Here is a 19,555-nt window from a genome sequence, read left to right on the forward strand (position 1 = left end):
GGTTTTTTCGTCACCCGGCCTTTTAGCGACTTTATTTAACGTGGCGGCAAGCCGGCCGGCTCAAATGACCACGGTCCCTTCCCATATCGTCTCGGTCCCTTGGCGTCAACGTTCGGATGGGCTAGAGCAACGGGAACGACCAGAACGAAACGGACAAGCCATGACCGAGGCGCGCACCAGCGGCATCCTCCCCGCCCAGATGATCGCGGACCTGCACAGGGACGACGCGCTGCGCATCGATGTGCCGTTCGCGTCCGACCAGATCCAGCCGGCGAGCCTCGATCTGCGGCTTGGCAATGAGGCCTACCGGGTGCGGGCGAGCTTCCTGCCGGGGCCGGGTACGCCGGTTTCGGAGAAACTCGCCAGGCTGAAGCTGCACACGATCCCGCTGACCGAGGGTGCGGTGCTGGAAACCGGCTGCGTCTATATCGTGCCGCTGCAGGAAAGCCTCGCACTGCCGAACGATATCGCCGCGACCGCCAATCCGAAGAGCTCGACCGGGCGGCTCGACGTCTTCACCCGCGTCATCACCGACAATGGCGTCGAGTTCGACACCGTGCCGGCCGGCTATCACGGGCCGCTCTATGCCGAGATCAGCCCGCGCACCTTCCCGGTGCTGGTGCGCACCGGCTCGCGGCTGTCGCAGATCCGCTTCCGCCGTGGCGCGCCGCTGCTCGACGACAACGCGCTCGCCACGCTGCACATGACCTCGCCCGTGGTCGACGGCGCCGAGCCGCGTTTTGCCGGCGGCGTGCATCTTTCGATCGATCTTTCCGAAAAGGACGGACGCCCCGTCGGATTCCGCGGCAAGCGCCATACCGGCGTCATCGATGTCGACAACAAGGGCGCCTACGACGTCTACGACTACTGGGAGCCGATCTATCTGCGCGGCGCCTCGAGCCTCGTTCTCGACCCGGACGAATTCTACATTCTGGTGAGCCGCGAAGCGGTCACCGTGCCGCCCTCGACGGCGGCCGAAATGGTGCCGTTCGACCCGCTGGTCGGCGAGTTCCGCGTCCACTATGCCGGCTTCTTCGATCCCGGCTTCGGCTATCACGCGACGGGCGGAACCGGCTCGCGCGCGGTACTCGAAGTGCGCAGCCACGACGTGCCGTTCATCCTCGACCACGGTCAGGTCGTCGGCCGGCTGGTCTATGAGCGCATGCTCGCCGAGCCGGAAACACTCTACGGCACCGATATCGGCTCGCACTATCAGGCGCAGGGCCTGAAACTGTCGAAGCACTTCAAGCCCGTGCCGTAGGGGTTGGGTGGAAGTCGGCGCCTTGTAGGCCCGATGGCAGCGCACGCCCTCCTCAGCGCCCGCGCCCTCGTCGTCTTCCTTTCGCTTACCGCGACTCGCGCCGTTCGCTCCCCTCGTCATCCTCCGAGCCTCTCCCCACGTCATCCTCCGAGCCTCTCCCCTCGTCATCCTCCAGCTTGACCGGAGGATCGGGTAGCCACGAGCACGACGTCAGTGTGTCGGCAAAGGGGTCAGCGCCCCTCACCTTCAACACGCCCCACCCGCATGGAAGGCGATCCTCCGGTCAAGCCCGAGGATGACGCAGAGAGCGAGGTTGAGCAGGTGCCAACCCTCGGCGGCAAACCGCGCCGACAGGGGCAATGGGCCCCGGATCGCGCCGCGTCGCGGCTTGTCCGGGGTGACGGGGAGAGGGCGGGCAGGCTCCTATGCTCACCAACCTTGCCGTACAACGCTCACCGAACCCGCAGGGTTCGCAAGCGCGACTGCGCACCGCCCACTGGGGCGCCCTCGCGGAGGTCAGTGAGCGACGCGAACGCTCGACCGTGAGCGAAAGCCAACGCGCGCGTGGTGACCTGCCCCCTCAAAACGCCTTGATCAACCGCGCCAGCCGGCGGACGGCCTCGGCGAGTTTTTCCTCGTTGGCGTTGGAGAAGTTGAGGCGGATGTGGTTGGCGCCGGTGCCGTCGGCGAAGAACGCCTTGCCGGGCACGAAGGCGACCTTTTCCGTCTCGAGCGAGCGGACGAGCAGCTCCGCGCCGTCGACGCCGTCGGGCAGCGTCACCCAGACGAACATGCCGCCTTCGGGCCGCGTCCAAATGGTGCCGTCCGGCATCTCATGTTCCAGAGCGGACAGCATGGCGTCGAGCCGGCTCTTGTAGACGGCTTTCGTCTTCTCGACCTGCTCGGCGAAGACGGCCTCGGCGACGCGGTGGACGGCCATCTGGTTGATGGTCGGCGAGTGTAGGTCGGCGGCCTGTTTGGCAAGCACCAGGCGGTGAATGACTTCGGAATTGGCGCAGACCCAGCCGACGCGCAGACCCGGCGACAGGGTTTTGGAGAAGCTGCCGCAATAGATCGTGCGGGTGTCCTCGATGCCGCCGGAGCGGGCGCAGTCAAGCGCCATGATCGACGGCAGGTTTTCGCCCTCGTAGCGCAGATCGCGATAGGCGGCATCCTCGATGACGGCAACGCCAAGATCGGCGGCGAGATCGAGCACGGCCTCGCGCCCCGCCAGATCGAGCGTCTCGCCGGTCGGGTTGGCGAAGTCGGGGCAAAGGTAGGCGAATTTCGCCCGCCCGCCAGCGGCCACCGCGCTCTCGCGATAGCTCTGTGGCGCGCGGTTGCCGCCCGGCGAGAGCTGGTCATAGGCCGGCTCGAAGGCGTTGAAGGCCTGCAGCGCGCCGAGATAGGTCGGCCAGGTGACGAGCGCGGTGTCGTTCGGCGACAGGAACAGCTTGCCGAGATAGTCGAGCCCCTGCTGCGAGCCGGAGGTGATGAAGATGTTGTCGCGCGTGCACGGCACTCCGTCGGCATTCATGCGCGCGGCGATCCACTCACGCAGCGGGGCGTAGCCCTCGCTGAGCGAGTATTGCAGTGCGTTGCCGGCTTGCGACGAGGTCAGGATCGCCGAATAGGCGGCGTTGAATGCGCCCGCCGGAAACAGCGCCGGATCGGGGATGCCGCCGGCCAGCGTGATGACGTCGGGCCGGTCGAGCACCTTCAGCAGCTCGCGGATTTCCGAAGCTCCCATGCGCCCGGTACGGGTCGCAAAGATTTCATCCCAACTCGACATCGGATCGCTCCCAGAAGGGCCACCATGTGCGCAGGCGCGACCGTTCGGGAGAACGGCCCCGTTCCTTGCTTTCAATGACGGCGAAGCAGTTTTCGTACGCGGCGCGCCAGGCACGCGCAATTTTGTGTCGGCGTTTTAGATCACAGCGCAATGTTTAAGTCAACAATACTGACCTAAATGAAATGCGCAGAGCAGCTATGCGGCCAACGCGTCGCCGCGTTCACTCATCGAACCGGCCGGATTTTTTCGACAGCGCGGCGACCTCCGCACGCAGGGCGCGGATCTCGTCCAGCATGATGCTCGTTTCGCTGTGGATCGCCTCGCGATCGGCGGCGGCTTCGGCCTCGTGCTCCTGCTGCATGGCCGAGACGATGATACCTATGAACAGGTTGAGCACGGTGAAGGCGGTCGAGAGGATGAACGGCACGAAGAAGATCCAGGCGAGCGGGTGGACCTCCATCACCGGGCGGACGATACCCATCGACCAGCTTTCCAGCGTCATGATCTGGAACAGCGTGTAGGCGGAAAGCGCGATGCTGCCGAACCAGTCCGGGAAGGTGGCGCCGTAGAGCTTCGTCGCCATCACCGCGAAGACATAGAAGATCAGCGTCATCAGCAGCACGATCGAGCCAAGGCCGGGCAGCGCGGCGATCAGGCCGCCGATGACCCGGCGCAGCGACGGTACGACCGAGATCAGGCGCAGTACACGCAGGATACGCAGCGCACGCATGACCGACAGCGCGCCGGTGTTCGGCAGCAGCGCGATGGCGACGATGGCGAAGTCGAACAACGACCATGGGTCGGCGAAGAAGCGCGCGCGGTGGACGATGATACGCAGCACGATCTCGACGACGAAGACCGAGAGGATGAGCTTGTCGATGAGGACGAGAACGGGGCCGGCAATCGCCATGACGCTGGCGCTCGTTTCCAGACCGAGTGTGATGGCGTTGATGACAATCAGCGTGACGATCGCGGCTTCCCAGCGTCGCGACGTCACCAATGCGCGAATCTTGTCGAGCATGAACGGCCCCGGCAGCAGTAAAATACGGACAAACGCGCCAATCCGGCAGCGACCGGCGCGCCCCATGAAGTCGGTGCTTCGGCGGGAAGTGTCAAGGGTTCATGGTGGCGCGTGGGGCGGCGCGGGGTTCATGACCGAGCAGGCGCTCAATGCCTCGCCGCGCCGATCAGCTTGCCCTCATTCGGGCGATGGATTAAACGAGTCGACAGCGCGGGCGTAGTTCAGTGGTAGAACGTCAGCTTCCCAAGCTGAATGTCGTCGGTTCGATCCCGATCGCCCGCTCCAATCCTTTTTCAGCCGCCAGTTCAGTCCTCAATCGCCGGAGCCGTGCGGCTTGGGCGCCGGGCGATGCCGTGGGTGGTCTTGGCCCAGTGATCGGGCCGGCGAATCAGCTCGCGCAGGGCCGCGAACAGCGCGATCCCCATCAATAGCCAATAGACCGGCAGGCTCGCGATCTGTGGCAGCGAGACTGACAAACCTCGCCGGCGGCCGGCCCTTATGACCAGCGCGACCGCCGTGCCGTAGCCGATCAGGAACACCGCCGCATAGAGGCCACCCGCGACGGGCGATGGCAACGTCGGTGGGATACCGGCAAGCGCCAGCAGGCCCCACGAGACGAGCACGGCGGAAAACGCCATATGGAGCGCCAGCACCAGAAGCCCGCCGCCGATGATCAGCTGGAACGCGGTGAAGCCAAGCGGGCCGAGATCCCGCCACAGCGCGAGCGGGCGGCGCATATGGACGAACCAGGTCTGCAGCCAGCCCTTGTGCCAGCGGGTGCGCTGGGCGAACCAGCTTTTCAGGTCGAGCGGCGCTTCCTCCCAGGTGTCGCTGTCGATGGCCGACAGCGACCAGCCGTAACGGGCGAGACGAATGCCGAGATCGGCGTCCTCGGTGACGTTGAAGGGATCCCAGTCGCCAGCGCTTTGCAGTGCGGCGCGGCGCATGTGGTTTGACGTGCCGCCGAGCGGAAATGGAATGCGGCGGCTCGAAAGCCAGGGCAGCACCCAGTCGAACAGTACGGCATATTCGAGCGCGAAATGGCGGGTGAACCAGGTGTCGCCGGCGTGGTCGACGGCAAGGCGTGCCTGAATGCAGCCGAGATCATCGGGTCCTGCGGCAAACACCTCGGCGACCCTGCGTAGCTGGTCCGGTTCCGGGCGGTCCTCGGCGTCGTAAATCGTGATGAGATCGCCGCGCGATTCCGGCAGCGCGAAGGCAAGCGCCTTCGGCTTGGTGCGTGGCGCGGCGGCGGGCACGACGACGACATCGAACCAGGGCGGCAACACCGTCCGCTCCAGCGCCATGCGGGTTTCCAGATCGTCTGCCTCGACGATCAGCTTGATGTCGAGCTTGTCCGGCGGGTAGTCGAAGCGGACGAGCGCAGCAACCAGATCGGTGATCGACTCGGCCTCGCGGTAGAGCGGCACGAGCACCGCGTAACCGGGCAGATCCACACCGGCGAGCCGGGGCGTCTCCGGCCTGCCCTCCCCACTCATCAGAATCGCCATGCGGATGGCTGCGAGGAACACCAGCACTGCGGCGAGCAGGGCGTTGACCACGCCGAGCGCCGTCGCCCCGCCCACAACCGACGCGGCGCACAAGGCCAGCCCGACCAGCACAGACCCAACCAGCGTCTTGTTGGAAAAGGCATTGGCGGCGGAGAGCTCCGGCGCGATGTTGCGCAGCCGGTTGATCGCATCATCGAGCGCGGGCAGCGCATCGCGGCGGCGGCGGGCCTCGCGCAACGCCTTTTCGGTGACGATGGCAGGCGAGCGAGCACGCTTCTCCGTCCGGCTGCGGGCGAGACGGGCGATGCCCTCGCTGCTCGGTGTTACCGGCGTGGCGATGCCGCGCGCATGGCGGATGCGCGAGACACCGGCACCGAGACGCGGCTTTCCAACCTCCGGCAGTGCATCGAATTCGCTGACAGTTGCAACTCCGTAGAGCCGCGCGAGCCTCGTAGCAAGCCGGGCTTCCTCGACGATGCCCCGGCGAATGGCGAGAATGAGAGGATCGCGACCTGTGTGCGCCGCATCTGCGATCACCTGTTCCAGATCGTCCGGCGCGGCGCCGGCCAGACCTAACAGCACCGCGGGGGTCGTTTCGACCTGCCGGCACAAGGCCGTACGGGCGGCGGCCAGTGTTGCACGGATGGTTTTCGGCGCAACGACGACGAGGCGATGGCGCAGTTCGGGCGCGGCCTGCAACTGACGGCGCAATCCGCCGATCCGATCGAGAGCCGGGGCAACCGCGACGCGACCGCCGAGGACATCGGGTGCGAGGCGGATCAGCGGCAGGTCGCGCGAGCCGGCGAACGCCAGCGACTGGATATCTGCGTCGGACACTGGCAAACGCGGGCCATCGACAAAGACGAGGCCTTCCGCCTCGGCCAGCGCGCGATAGTAGGTACGTTCGTCGATATCGCCGGAACGGAACAGCTCAAGCGCGGCAGGAGCTCCCCTTTCCCGCGCCATTCGGGCGGCACGGGCGAGGCTCAGGGGCGAATGGCCGGAGGCCAGGAGGAAGTTGATATCATCTGGAAGCGGTGGTTCAGCAGCGTGGTCCCGCCGTTGTGGCGCTTTCGCCGGTAGTGCGAGTTTTCCGGCTACGCCAAGCCCCGGCACGGCCGCATGAATAGGCGCAACCCTCTCATTCTCCCGATCGTGAGGAACGGTCGTCGACATCGCCCCTTTTCCGAACGCCGACGGTCCCGTAAACTCCGACCGCCTGCGCTTCTCAGCCCGGCGACAGTCATATCACAGCCGGTTGCAACCGGCGAGTGTTCACCCACGACGTGTTGGAACGCATGCGGCAATTTCTCGCTTTCTGGCTGCTGTCAGTTTTCGTCCTCGCGGCCACGCTGCCTGCGAACGCGCAGCTCCCTGCGAGCCCGCCGGACGCGGTGACGAACGAAAAGGCGCCCGCGGCAGGCGATGGTGCGGCGACGGCCGCTGATACGCCCAATCCCGAGCAGCCGTCGGAGAAGGCGCAGAAAAAAGCTGAAAAGCCTGAGGAAGAGCCGGTCAAGGAACCGCTCACTGAGCCGTTCCTGGCTGCGCCTGAGCCGCATGTGCCGAGTTTCTGGGACCCGCAGACCCCGGTCGAGAAACCGGCGAAGCGCATCGTCGCGATCCGCTTTCTGACCAGCCCCGGCTTCCCGCCGTTCAATTTCATAGCGCCCGACGGCCGGCTGTCCGGCTTCAACGTCGATCTGGCGCGGGCGATCTGCGAAGCACTCGAAGCCGAATGCACGATCCAGCTGCGCAAGTTCGAGGATCTGCAAACGGCGCTTGAGGACAATCGCGGCGACGCCATCGTCGCGGGCATCGACATCACCGCGGAAAGCCGCAAGACACTGGCCTTTTCCGACGTCTATCTGCGGCTCCCCGGGCGGTTCATCGCCAAGCAGGACAGTGGGCTCGAGGCGACGCCGGAGGGGCTTGACGGCAAATGGATTTCCGCCGTCATCGGCACCGCGCACGAGGCCTATCTGCACCGCTATTTCACCAAGTCGCGCATCGCCACCTATCAGACACCCGCCCGCGCGCGCGCAGCGCTGCAGTCGGGCGATGTCGACGTGCATTTCGGCGACGGCATGTCGCTCGGCTTCTGGCTGGCGGGCACCGAGGCGAACGGCTGCTGCAGCTTCATCGGTGGGCCATTTTCCGATACCGCCTTCTTCGGCAAGGGGTTCGCGGTCGCCATGGCACCCGACAATGCGCGCCTGCGCAACGCGATCAACTACGCGCTTCGCCGTATCTACGACAGCGGACGCTACGAAGAACTCTATCTGCGCTATTTCCCGGTCAGCTTCTACTGACGGGCAACGCCGGCACGGAGTGCTCCGGCCTATTCGGCCGGATGCTCCACTTCCTTGCCGTCGTCGGCCGTGGCACGGAACGGCAAAATGAGGCTCCAGCCGAGCCGGCTCGGGCCAGCGTCCTGATAGCTTTCCAGACCGATCGTCATGCCGTCATGGCCGTATTTCGGCTGGGCGCGATAGGTGCGGAACAGCCGGTCCCAGAGCGACAGGTTGAAGCCGTAATTGGAGTCCGTCTCGCGACGGATCACCGAATGATGGACGCGATGCATGTCGGGGGTGACGACGAACAGGCGCAGCACCGCATCGAGCGCGCGCGGCAGGCGGATGTTGCCGTGATTGAACATGGCCATCGCGTTGAGAACGACCTCGAAGACGAGCACGGCCATCACCGGTGCGCCGATGGCGGCGACCACCAGCATCTTCCAAAGCATGGAAGCAAGGATCTCGATCGGGTGAAAGCGCAGCGCCGTCGAGACGTCGAAATCGACATCGGCATGGTGCACCTGGTGCAGGCGCCACAGGATCGGCACCTTGTGGGCGACCAGATGCTGCAGCCAGATGGCGAAATCGAGCACCACCAGCGCGATCACGAAGGAGAGCCAGGACGGCACGGAAATCCAGTGAAGCAGGCCGAAGCCGCGTTCGGCGGCAAGCGCGGCCACACCCATCGCGGCCAGAGGCACGAGCAGGCGCACGGCGATGCTGTCGATCACGACGAGACCGAAATTGGTCGTCCAACGCTGCGTCTTGACGGCGCGCAACGGTCGGCGCGGCATCATCGTCTCGATGACGGCAACCACCGCCAGAACGGCCAGGAACACGCCGACGCGCAAACCGGCCTCGCCTCCGGGAAAGGACTCCAACACGCTCACTGCCTCCCCTATTGTGTGGTTCGCACGACCTTCGAGCGGGCTCCGCCAGCACCGCTGTTCGTTTATATAGGAACCAATTCTTTCCTGTCGCCTGTCACTCTAGCGACGGATCGGCCGACAGCACAATCACGGACGTTCACATGACCGACATTCTCTGGACCCGGCCCGAGGGCCCTTCGCACGGCACATTCGTCTTCGCGCATGGCGCCGGTGTCGGTATGGACTCACCGTTCATGGCGGCGATCCCGGAAAATCTTCTGGCGCTCGGGATAACGACCGCGCGGTTCGAATTCGCCTATATGGCAGGAAGGCGGACAGGCGGGTCGAAGCGCCCGCCGCCCCGCGCCGACAAGCTCATTCCGGAATATGAGGCGGCCATTGCCGAGGTGCTCGCCGGGTGCGATGGACCGGTGGTAATCGGCGGCAAGTCGATGGGCGGACGGGTCGCGGCGATGGTCGCAGGTCTCGAAGGACTCGACGCCCGCGTGTGCGGCGTCGCCTGCCTTGGCTACCCGTTTCATGCGCCTGGCAAGCCCGACGCGGTGCGGCTCGATCCGCTTCTGGGTGCCCGCTTGCCAGTGCTCATCGCGCAGGGCGAGCGTGACCCGTTCGGCAAACGCGAGGAGGTCGAGGCGCTGCCGCTTCCCGCCTCCGTTTCGGTGATGTGGCTTGATGACGGCGACCACGATCTCGCGCCACGCGGACGGGCGGCAGCGACGCGCACCGGCAATCTGCAGCGGACAGCGGAAGCGATTTCGGCATTTTTCGCGCGCGTTTCGGGCAGCTGACAGTCGACCGGAAAAACAATCGACTTGTTTGCCTTTGACGGCTTCCCTCACCGTCGGTCGGTCGGTGGCAGACTTTCGAAAGGGCATTCGTGACTGACATTCTCTGGACCCGGCCCGACGGGCGTTCACAGGGCACCTTCCTTCTCGCGCATGGCAGCGGCGCGGGAATGGATACGCCATTCCTTTCCCCGCTCGCGCAGAATCTGGCATCGCTCGGCGTGACGACAGCGCGTTTCGAATTCGCCTTCATGACGGAACGCCTCACGCGCAACCCGAAGCAGCCCGAGTCGCCGATTTCGGAACTGGTGGTGGAATTCAGGGCCGCCATTGCGGCCACACTCGCGGGAAGCGACGGACCCGTCGTGATCGGCGGAAAATCGTTGGGGGGCCGGGTCGCGGCATGGGTTGGCCGGGCTCCCTCGTTGGACCCGCGTGTTTGCGGCATCGTCAGTCTCGGCTACCCGCTCAGCCCTCCCAAACGGCGGGAGATCGTGCGGCTGAAGCCGCTTCTTGAGGCACGCCTTCCCCTCCTCGTCATGCAAGGTGAACAGGATCCTTACGGCACACCGGAGATGTTCGAAGGCCTGGACCTGCCCGCAAGCGTGACATTTCACTGGTTCGCGGACGGGATGCACGATCTGTTTCCCGAAGTGTGCACCGACGCCGAGCGCAACCAGCGATCGCGGCAGATGGCCGAGGTCGTCGCCGCATATGTACGCGGATTTTAGATCGGCGTCCGTTCGGGTTCAGCCGGTCACTCTGCCGGGAACCCGCCGTGGCCGTGACGGCGGCCGTAGAGCGCCTTCAGCGAGTTCGAAATATCGCCGCCGATGCCGATCAGGGCGGGCACGAGAAACAGCACGAGCAGGGTCGCAAAGCCGAGGCCGAAGACGATGGTGATCGCCATCGGCAGCAGGAATTGCGCCTGCAGGCTCTTTTCCATCAGCAGCGGCGCGAGACCGCAGATCGTCGTCAGCGAGGTCAACAACACCGCGCGCAAACGATCCTGGCTGGCACCGATCGACGACGTTTCGAGATCGTCGCCCTCTTCCAGCCGCTCGTCGATGCGCCCGACGAGAATGATGGAGTCGTTGACCAGGATACCGGCAAGGCCGAGCAGGCCGATCATCGACAATATGGTCAGCTTGAAGCCCATGATCGCGTGGCCGGCGACGGCGCCGACAAAGCCGAAGGGAATGATCAGCATCACCGCGAGCGGGCGCCAGTAGCTGGCGAAAATCCAGGCGAGGATGATGTAGATGACCATCAATGCGATGCCTGTGCCGATCTGCAGATCGGCAAAGGATTTCTTGCGCTCTTCCTCGCGGCCGGAAAACTCGTAGACGAGATTGTAGGTTCCGGCGACCTTGGCGAGCGCGCCGTCGTTGAGCGTGTCGATGATTTCCTTGTTCGAGGTGATGTCGGAATCCACATCGGCGGTGACCGAGACGACCGGGCGGCCATCCTCACGCGGGATGACCGAGAAACCCTGACGCTCCGACAACGACACGACTTCGCTCAGCGGCACGAACTCGCCGGACGGCGCACGCAGCTCGTAGGTGCGCAATTGCGCGTCGCCCTTGCGATCCATCTTCTTGATGACCCTAATGACGATCTCGTCGTCACCAACGGCCAGACGGCGCGCAATGGCCCCTTCGAAGGCATTGCGGATCTGGCGACCGACCTCATCGATGGTGAAACCGAGCGCGGCGCCGCGCGGAGTCAGTTCCATGACCAGTTCCGGCTTGCCAAAGGGCAGGTCGTCGGCAACGCCCGATACGCCGGGGAAGCCGGACAGCAGCTCCATCACATCCGCCGCCGCCGTTTTCAGAACCGCCGGCGGTGCATCCATCAGCCGGATGTCGATGTCACGACCGGGTGGGCCGCCGCGGCGCTCGAACACCGCCACGCGCTTGGTGCCGGCAATATCCGGCAAATGGCTCTTCCACGCCTTGACGATCTCGGGCGTGCGGATCGTGCGGTCTTCCGACGGGGTCAGCTGCACGTCGATCTCGGCGACATTGTCGCCGCGCGTGCGGCCCGACTTGCCGAGCGTGACAAAGGACGCAACGACCAGCTTTTCACCATTCGCGCCAGACAGCGTCGTCTCGGCGGCGGTCAGCGCGGTCTCGATCCGGTTGAGCGCGACAATCGCCTCATCTTCGGGAATGCCCGCATTGAATTCCACCGAGGCGCGGATGGATTCCGCTTCCGGCGAGGGAAAGAAGACGAAGCCGACACGGCCGCCGGCGACAAGGCCGTAGCCGATCAGCGTGATCAGGCCGACAGCGATTGCCACGGTCGAATAGCGCCAGTGATAGGACAGCGCCACCATGCGCCGGAACGGTCCATCGCGAAACGCGTTGAACCCCCGGTCGAACGCACGGCGGAAGCCGCGTTGCTCGGCGTGCGCATTATGTGCCTTGCCCTCGTGATGGCTGATGAACCACTCGATGAGAGCTGCAATGGCGAAAGCACCGGCCGCAACGACGATCGCGAAGCCCGCGCCAGCCAGCGCCCCGCGCAGCATCGTCATCATTGAGGAGACGCCGGCGAGCAGCAGGGAAATCCCGTAAATCAGCCAGGTGACCGCATCGGCGAAAAGCGCCGCCAGAAGCCCGAACGCACCAGCGACGACTGTCCAGATCTCGACATTGGCAATGGCTGCCTTGAGGGCCGCCAAAGACGCCGAGGTGTCCGTGAAGCCCGGAACCGGAGCGGCGTGCATACCGTCGGGAATGATGGTTACGGCGACGGCCAGCACCAGCGCGACGAAGAACTGGCGCCAGAACGACCAGGCGCCCCCGCGGCGGCTGCCGAGCGCGTGCGACAGGTGGCCGGGCAGAACGAAAAAGCACTCGATCAGCGAGGCGACCAGCACCGCGATGACGACGAGCGGCAGCGACCCCATGATCTGGCCGATGACGTCGCGAATGAGGAACATCGGTGCGAAGGCTGCCATGGTCGTCAGACTGGCTGCGATCACGGGCGTGATCATTCGACCGGCGCCGCGTTCGGCCGCGGTGACGGGATCGTCACCCGCCGAGGATCGGGTTGCCGTATGTTCGCCGACCACGATGGCGTCGTCGACGATGATGCCGAGCGTCATGATCAGCGCGAACAGCGACATCATGTTGATGGTCTGACCGCTCGCATACATGATCCCGAGCGTCGCCATCATAGCGACCGGGATGCCGGCGGCCACCCACAGCGCGATGCGGGCGTTGAGGAAAACGAACAGGATGCCGACGACGAGGATCAGGCCCTGGCCGCCGTTCTTGAAGAGCAGGTTGATACGCTCCCACAGCTTGTCGGAGCGGTCGTCGTAGACGGCGATCTTCAGCGTCGGCGGGAAGATCGAGCGGGCTTCCTTGAGGTAGCTGTTGAGAGTCTCCGCCGCCTGCAGGGTATCGGTGTTTACCGAGCGGTTGACGGTGATCTCGATGCCGGGCTCGCCGAACGCGAAGCCGCGCGGATCGTCGCGGTTGAAGGCGCGTTCGACGCTCGCCACCTCACGCAGCCGCACCCGCTCGCCGGTCGGGAAGCTCTTTATCTCCATGGTGCGGATCGCTTCGGGCGTCTCACCCGGTGTCACCGCGCGCAACTGCTTTTCGATCGGGCCGCGAATCTGGCCCGACGGCAGGTCGCGGGTATTGCCGGCAACCTTCGTGGCAATGTCGCCGACGGTCATGCCGAGCCGGCGCAGCTCGCGCTCGGGCACTTCGACGTGGATTTCCTCGTCGCGCATACCGTTGAAATTGACCTGGTCGATGCCGCGCGAGATCAGATCGTCTCGAATACGCTTGGCGTAGACCCGCATGGCGGCTTCCGAGAAGGGACCTGAAATCGACAGTCGCGCGACGCGGTCGAAGAAACGCGGAAACTGGATGACCGGGGTTTCGGCGTCTTCAGGCAGCGTGGTGACCTGAGCGACGGCGGACTCCACATCCGACAGCGCCTTTTGCATGTCGGCGGCCGGGTCGAACGCCATGATGATCGAGGCACTGCCTTCGCGCGCCGACGAGGTGATCTCATCGACGCCATCGACGAAGCGGACTTCGGGTTCGACCGCGCCGAGGATGTTGGCCTCGACGTCTTCCGCGCTGGCGCCGGGCCAGGAAATGGTGATCAGGATCCGCTTGGTTTCGACGGTCGGGAAGAACTGGGTGTTGATCTTGGCCAGCCCGTAGAGGCCGAACAGGATCATCAGCACCATCAGCAGATTGGCCGCGTTCGGGTGGCGGACGAAGACCGAAACGAGACCGTGATCATTCAGATCGCGGCTCATCGCATGCTGTCCATCGTGTTGCCGCCGCCGACCGTCTCGCTCGGGCGAACCGGCTTCTTGGCTCCGTCGCTCGGCGCAGCCGACTTCGGCTGCTTGTCCAGCTTCTCACCGCGCACGCGCAGTCCCTCGCCGACTTCGGCAATGCGGGTTGTCAGCACGTCGTCGCCCCAGTCGAGCGAACCGGTGACGAGGACCGCGTCATCGTCATAGGCGGCAACGCTCACCTCGCGGCGTTCGAGCCGGCCTTCCTTGACGATGAAGACATGATCGCCGCCATACACGGCGGTCTCCGGCAGGCGCACGGTGTGGGGGAACTCGCGGCCCGGCAGACTGACCTGAACGAAGGCGCCGGGGCGCAGTTCGTCACCGGCCCGCTCGTCGACGATACGCGCAAAGACGTCGACACCGCCGCGCTGTGTATTGATCTCGGCGCCGACCCGGTCGATGACGGCTTCATAGCGCGCCGGCTCCTCGCCGACATTCCAGGTCACGCTCACCTTGCGACCGATCAGCGACTCGTTCTCACCGAGCAACTGGCCGTATTTGAAGTCGGACAGAGTGAAACGGACTTCAAGGTAATTGACGTCGTAGAGGCTGACGGCGACGTCGTTGACATTCAAAAGGCGGCCGAGGTCGGCGGATTCCGACATCACGACCCCGTCGAAGGGCGCTTTCAGCACCGTGTCACGCAAATTGCGCTCGGCCTGCTCGAGCCGCCATTCCAGGCGCGCGAGCGTAACCCTCTGGCGTTCCAGCGTGGCCTTTTCGGCGCGGACCTTGTTCTGCGAGCGCTCCAGGCTTTGCTCCCGCTGGCTGAGAACGAGACGGCGTTCGTCGACGCCGCGCGGGGTGACGTTGCCGCTCGCCAACAGTTTTTCGGCGCGGGCAAGATCCTTCTTCGCCAGTTCGAGCTGTTCGCGGGAGCGCACGATGTCGCCCTCCTCGACCTGGATCAACGCTTCGCGTTCGGCAAGCGACGCGCGGACTTCCGCGAGGTTGGCGCGCGCTTCGGTGACGGCGCCCTCATAGTTGAAGCGGTCGATGGTGAGCAGTTCATCGCCCTTGGACACGCGCGCGCCGACCTTCAGCGCCGGATTGGACGCAACGACCTCACCGGCGACGAGGGCGCGCAAATCGACGGTCTGGCCGGCGACAACGGAGCCGTAAACCTGAATGGCTGGACGGTGGTCGGCATACGCGGCCTTCACACTGTCGATGATGTAGACCTGTTCGCGCGGCGGACGCTGCGGCACGTCCTTCTTGGTCGCGACAAGGAACTTGGCGCCGAAAACGGCAAGCGCAATCACGGCGATCGGAACGATCGTCTGCGGAATAGCCCACCACAGGCTGCGTTTCTTGTGGATCTTTACGGTGCGAACGTCATCGATTTCGAGCGGTTTCACGTGCCAACCTTCTCGCAGCCAGTACCTCAGGAGTCATATAGGGCACTTCGGTGACTGCAAGTTAAATTCGCGTAATCTAATTTTGATCGCTCGGCACGGTGAACTGTGTCGGGTCAAAGTGATAGTGGCTGGAACAGAACTCGCAGGTCACCACGATCTCGCCGTCGACGATCATTTCCGCCCGTTCCTCGGGCTGGAAGCGGGCCAGCATCTCGGCCACGCGATCGCGCGAGCAGCCGCAGCGGTCGATCAACGGCTGCGGCGAAAAGACCCGCACGCCGCGCTCGTGATAGAGCCGGAACAGCAACGTTTCGAGCGCCAGGCCGGGATCCGTCAGTTCATGGTCCTCGACCGTCTCGACAAGGCTGCGGGCTTCCAGCCAGGCATCATCCTCGACCTCGCCGGTGGTGGCAGCGCCATCGGGTGCATCGCCGGGGTGCAGATCGCCACGGCGCAACCGCTCGGGGGAATCCGGCAGGAACTGGATCAGAATGCCGCCGGCCTGCCAGCCGGCCTTGGCGCCGTCGCCGTTACGGATCATGGTCTCGGCGACCGCGAGCCGAACCCGCGTCGGGATCTGCTCGGACTGGGCAAAATAGTCGTGCGCGACGTCTTCGAGCGACTGACCGGAGAGCGCGACAACGCCCTGATAGCGCTGCATGCCGGCGCCCGGATCGACCGTCATGGCGAGATGGCCGTGACCGAGCAGATCGGCAGGCGTCGCACGCCCGTCGCGTTCGGCCGCCGCGACCGCATCGGCATCGAAGCGGGCGTAGGGGCGGATTGCCTCGGGCACCCGGTAATCGACGACGATCATCGACACCGGGCCGTCGGTCGAGGTCTGCAGCTGGAAGCGCCCGTCGATCTTCATCGCCGTGCCGAGAAGAGCCGTCAGCGCCATCGCCTCGCCGAGCAGGCGCGACACCGCCGGCGGATAGGCATGGCGGAGGAGAATGCTGTCGAGCAGCGGACCAAGACGCACCGTGCGGCCGCGAATATCGAGGCCGGGCACGGCAAAGGGCAGCACGGAATCCGGATCGACCGGCTCCAGCTCCCCGTCCCCGATAATGGTATCGTTCATCAGGCAGGCACCTCGGTGCCGAAGCACCAGGCGAGCACACCCTTTTGCGCGTGCAGGCGGTTCTCGGCCTCGTCGAAGACGACCGACTGCGGACTGTCCATAACCTCCGAGGTGACCTCTTCGCCGCGATGCGCGGGCAGGCAATGCATGAAGATCGCGTCGCTGTCGGCAGCGCCCATCAGCTTGGAATTGACCTGATAAGGCATCAGGAGGTTATGCCGCCGCGCGGCTTCCTCGTCGCCCATCGAAACCCAGGTGTCGGTGACGACGCAATCGGCGCCATCGACGGCCTCGAAGGGATCGTTGGTGACGATGATGTCGCCGCCGGCGCTGCGGATCGCGGCAACCTGATCGGCATCCGGCGCAAGTTCCGGCGGGGTCGCCACGCGCAGCTCGAACGAGAAGCGCTCGGCCGCCTGCATCCATGAGGTCAGCACGTTGTTGGAGTCGCCGGTCCAGGCGATCTTGCGACCCTCGATCGGGCCACGATGCTCCTCGAAGGTCATCACGTCAGCCATGATCTGGCAGGGATGGGAGAATCTGGTCAGGCCGTTGATAACCGGCACGGTGGCGTTTTCCGCCAGCTCGATCAGATCCTCGTGGCTAAGAATGCGGATCATGATCGCGTCGACGAAGCGCGACAGAACGCGGGCCGTATCGGCGATGGTTTCGCCGCGGCCGAGCTGCATTTCCGCGCCGGTCAGCATCAGGGTCTCGCCGCCCAATTCGCGCATGCCGACGTCGAACGAGACGCGCGTGCGGGTCGAGGGCTGCTCGAAAACCATAGCCAGCACCTTGCCGGCAAGCGGGCCGTCGCCGCGGCGCGCGCCGTTGCGGTTGGCCTTGATGGTGCGGCTGTTGTCGATGATCTGGCGCAGCTCCGCGGCCGGGATATCGGTCAAATCGAGAAAATGCTTGGCTGAACCGTTGGTCATCATGCCTCGGTTCCTTTCGTGTTGTCTGCCATCCGCGCCTCGATCGCGCAGGCTGCGGCGTCAAGCCGGCGGACAGCCTCTTCAATTTCGGATTCAGTAACGGTCAACGGCGGCAGCACGCGGGCGACATTGTCACCGGCGCCGATCAACAGAAGCTTCTCCTCGCGCGCGGCGGCGATGACATCGGTATTGGCCGCCTTGCACTTGATGCCGAGCAGAAGGCCCTCGCCGCGCAGCCCCTCGAAAACGTCGGGGTGGGTGTCGACGACAGAGGCAAGCCGCTGTTTCAACTTGCCGGCAATGGCGCGGACATGATCGAGGAAGCCGTCTTCGAGAACCACATCGAGCACGGCGTTGCCAACGGCCATGGCGAGCGGGTTGCCGCCATAGGTCGAGCCATGGGTGGCGACCGTCATGCCCTTGGCCGCCTCTTCGGTGGCGAGACAGGCGCCGAACGGGAAGCCGCCGCCGATACCCTTGGCAACGGCCATGATATCGGGCGCAACACCCGCCAGTTCGTGCGCGAACAGCCGGCCGGTACGGCCGACGCCGGTCTGCACCTCGTCGAACACCAGCAACAGGCCGTTGTCGTCGCAAAGCTTGCGCAGCAGCTTCAGGAAGCCGTGCGGCACCGGGCGCACGCCGCCCTCGCCCTGCACCGGCTCGACGAGGATCGCCGCGGTTTCCGGGCCGATCGCCGCCTTCAGCGCGTCTTCATCGAGGAACGGGACCTGATCGAAGCCCTCGACCTTCGGGCCGAAGCCTTCGAGATATTTCGCCTGGCCGCCGGCGGCAATGGTCGCCAGCGTACGGCCGTGAAAGGCACCCTCGAAGGTGATGACGCGGAAGCGTTCGGGATGGCCTTCGACATAGTGGTAGCGGCGCGCGGTCTTGATCGCCGCCTCAAGCGCCTCGGCACCGGAGTTGGTGAAGAAGACCCGGTCGGCGAAGGTCGCTTCGCACAGGCGTCGGGCGAGCCGTTCCTGGTCGGGAATTCGGTAGATGTTGGAGACGTGCCAGAGCTTTTCCGCCTGCGCCTTCAAGGTGGCGACAAGGTGCGGGTGTGCGTGACCGAGCACAGTCACGGCAACGCCGGAGCCGAAATCGAGATAACGGCTGCCATCGGCGGTTTCGAGCCAGGCGCCCTCGCCTTTTTCAAAGGCCAGGTCCGCCCGCGCATAGGTTGCATAAAGCGCCGGCTTTTCCATCTGTGTCCCCAAAACAGGCCCCAAATGACACGTGCCGCCGATGGGCACGGCGGCACGAACAAGCGGTCGTTATACACCGTTAAGGGCCGTTTTTGTCAAGACTTCCCGGGGTTTTCCGCTTTCCGACAGCGGTGACTCGGAGCTGCCACAATTATTGGGGAAAAGTCCCCAAGGGCGGCGGCGACGCGCTTGCCAAGGGTTGCGCCGGAGTCACGCGATATTGTAGCTTCGCAAGCAATCGATACGACATCTCGTGCGGCGGGTCGTAGTTTTCAGTCAGTAACCGGACACTGTCTTGGGCGGGTGCGAACCCGAACGGGGGCGGATTCCGAGTCCGGTGCCCCTATCCGGGGCCGATCCCACCGCGCGACAACAATGGAGCGAAATGGATGTCCTGGTCAGATGAACGGGTCGAATTGCTCAAGAAGCTGTGGGCGGACGGGCTGAGCGCCAGCCAGATCGCCGGCGAACTGGGCGGCGTGACCCGCAATGCGGTCATCGGCAAGGTGCATCGTCTCGGCCTGTCGGGCCGCGGCAAGACGGCATCGCAATCCTCCAAGCCGCGCAAGCCGCGCAGCTCCTCCGGCGCGGCCGGATCGAGCCAGTCGCAAGCGCGCCCCTCGGCGCCGCGGACTGTTGGCGCGACGGCTCTGAAGGCGGACTACGTGCCGGCACCCAAGCCGGTGGTCGAGCGTCGGCCGGCGCCGGTCGCGGATCTGGTGATCCCGATCGAGGAGCGGGCGACGATCCTCACGCTGACGGAATCCAAGTGCAAATGGCCGATCGGCGATCCGACCAGCGAGGACTTCTACTTCTGCGGCCGCCGTTCGGATCCGGGCGTTCCCTATTGCGAGCACCACGCCCGCATCGCCTACCAGCCGGCCAGCGACCGGCGCCGCGACAAGCGCGCCGCGCGCGGCTGATTGGTTCCTCCCTCTGTTCGCGGCTCCTGTCGGTTCCCGAGCCGCTGCCACAGATGGCATCTTGAAACGGTCGCTTCGGCGGCCGTTTTTTTGATGGCCAATCTGCTCGGGTTGCGACCGCTGGCCCTGTCAGGCTACCAGTGCGGCGAACCCGCGG

At 65.1% G+C, this 19,555-nt stretch carries 14 protein-coding genes, 1 tRNA gene and 1 riboswitch; of the genes, 6 read left to right on the top strand and 9 right to left on the bottom strand.

Translation table 11 applies throughout. The features are described from left to right. Nucleotides 1-2 precede the first annotated feature (2 nt). A riboswitch (SAM riboswitch) is annotated at nt 3-82 on the bottom strand. Between the two features lie 78 nt (nt 83-160). Then, a complete protein-coding gene (locus C0606_04270) occupies nt 161-1,261 on the top strand; it encodes a 2'-deoxycytidine 5'-triphosphate deaminase (protein PLX37524.1) in 1,101 nt (366 codons plus the stop codon). Between the two features lie 580 nt (nt 1,262-1,841). Here the strand turns inward: C0606_04270 and C0606_04275 are convergent. Continuing rightward, the gene (locus tag C0606_04275; protein PLX37525.1) at nt 1,842-3,053 is read right to left on the bottom strand and encodes a GntR family transcriptional regulator; all 1,212 of its coding nucleotides are present in this window, start codon (nt 3,051-3,053) and stop codon (nt 1,842-1,844) included. Between the two features lie 220 nt (nt 3,054-3,273). Continuing rightward, the gene (locus C0606_04280) at nt 3,274-4,074 is read right to left on the bottom strand and encodes a voltage-gated sodium channel (protein PLX38662.1); all 801 of its coding nucleotides are present in this window, start codon (nt 4,072-4,074) and stop codon (nt 3,274-3,276) included. Between the two features lie 210 nt (nt 4,075-4,284). On the opposite strand from C0606_04280, the gene C0606_04285 reads away from it, so the two are divergent. Then, nucleotides 4,285-4,359 (top strand) — tRNA-Gly (locus tag C0606_04285). 20 nt (nt 4,360-4,379) lie between these two features. On the opposite strand, the gene C0606_04290 is transcribed toward C0606_04285, so the two are convergent. Continuing rightward, nucleotides 4,380-6,761, bottom strand: coding sequence for a hypothetical protein (locus C0606_04290; GenBank protein PLX37526.1), 2,382 nt, complete (start codon nt 6,759-6,761; stop codon nt 4,380-4,382). A gap of 95 nt (nt 6,762-6,856) precedes the next feature. On the opposite strand from C0606_04290, the gene C0606_04295 reads away from it, so the two are divergent. Further along, nucleotides 6,857-7,897 carry an ABC transporter substrate-binding protein gene (locus C0606_04295; protein PLX37527.1) on the top strand — a complete coding sequence of 347 codons (1,041 nt, stop codon included), beginning with the start codon at nt 6,857-6,859 and terminating at the stop codon, nt 7,895-7,897. 29 nt (nt 7,898-7,926) lie between these two features. On the opposite strand, the gene C0606_04300 is transcribed toward C0606_04295, so the two are convergent. Next, nucleotides 7,927-8,679: a fatty acid hydroxylase gene (locus C0606_04300; protein ID PLX38663.1), complete on the bottom strand. Its 753-nt coding sequence runs from the start codon at nt 8,677-8,679 to the stop codon at nt 7,927-7,929. Nucleotides 8,680-8,912: 233 nt separating this feature from the next. On the opposite strand from C0606_04300, the gene C0606_04305 reads away from it, so the two are divergent. Together C0606_04305 and C0606_04310 are read left to right on the top strand one after the other, a co-directional pair. Continuing rightward, nucleotides 8,913-9,560 carry an alpha/beta hydrolase gene (locus C0606_04305; protein ID PLX37528.1) on the top strand — a complete coding sequence of 216 codons (648 nt, stop codon included), beginning with the start codon at nt 8,913-8,915 and terminating at the stop codon, nt 9,558-9,560. A gap of 167 nt (nt 9,561-9,727) precedes the next feature. Then, nucleotides 9,728-10,288: an alpha/beta hydrolase gene (locus C0606_04310; GenBank protein PLX37529.1), complete on the top strand. Its 561-nt coding sequence runs from the start codon at nt 9,728-9,730 to the stop codon at nt 10,286-10,288. A 26-nt stretch (nt 10,289-10,314) separates the two neighbouring features. Here C0606_04310 and C0606_04315 read toward each other — a convergent pair whose 3' ends face one another. The 5 genes from C0606_04315 to C0606_04335 are packed head-to-tail and all read right to left on the bottom strand — an operon-like array spanning nt 10,315 to nt 18,475. Further along, complete coding sequence (locus tag C0606_04315) at nt 10,315-13,848, bottom strand: AcrB/AcrD/AcrF family protein (protein PLX37530.1); 3,534 nt, start codon at nt 13,846-13,848, stop codon at nt 10,315-10,317. Continuing rightward, on the bottom strand, nt 13,845-15,281 hold the full coding sequence (locus tag C0606_04320) for an efflux transporter periplasmic adaptor subunit (GenBank protein ID PLX37531.1): 1,437 nt from the start codon (nt 15,279-15,281) through the stop codon (nt 13,845-13,847). Before C0606_04320 ends, C0606_04315 begins: the two co-directional genes overlap by 4 nt. 46 nt (nt 15,282-15,327) lie before the next feature. Then, the gene (locus C0606_04325) at nt 15,328-16,332 is read right to left on the bottom strand and encodes an Hsp33 family molecular chaperone (GenBank protein PLX37532.1); all 1,005 of its coding nucleotides are present in this window, start codon (nt 16,330-16,332) and stop codon (nt 15,328-15,330) included. Further along, nucleotides 16,332-17,270: an ornithine carbamoyltransferase gene (gene argF / locus C0606_04330; GenBank protein PLX37533.1), complete on the bottom strand. Its 939-nt coding sequence runs from the start codon at nt 17,268-17,270 to the stop codon at nt 16,332-16,334. The genes C0606_04325 and argF overlap by 1 nt, the downstream gene beginning before the upstream one ends. Beyond that, a complete protein-coding gene (locus tag C0606_04335; GenBank protein PLX37534.1) occupies nt 17,267-18,475 on the bottom strand; it encodes an acetylornithine transaminase in 1,209 nt (402 codons plus the stop codon). The genes argF and C0606_04335 overlap by 4 nt, the downstream gene beginning before the upstream one ends. Before the next feature lie 389 nt (nt 18,476-18,864). On the opposite strand from C0606_04335, the gene C0606_04340 reads away from it, so the two are divergent. After that, nucleotides 18,865-19,398 (top strand): GcrA cell cycle regulator, encoded by a 534-nt coding sequence (locus C0606_04340; GenBank protein ID PLX37535.1) that lies wholly within the window; start codon nt 18,865-18,867, stop codon nt 19,396-19,398. The last annotated feature ends 157 nt before the right edge of the window (nt 19,399-19,555 follow it).

Source organism: Hyphomicrobiales bacterium (assembly GCA_002869065.1).
In the GTDB taxonomy this organism is placed as follows: domain Bacteria; phylum Pseudomonadota; class Alphaproteobacteria; order Rhizobiales; family Rhodobiaceae; genus Rhodobium.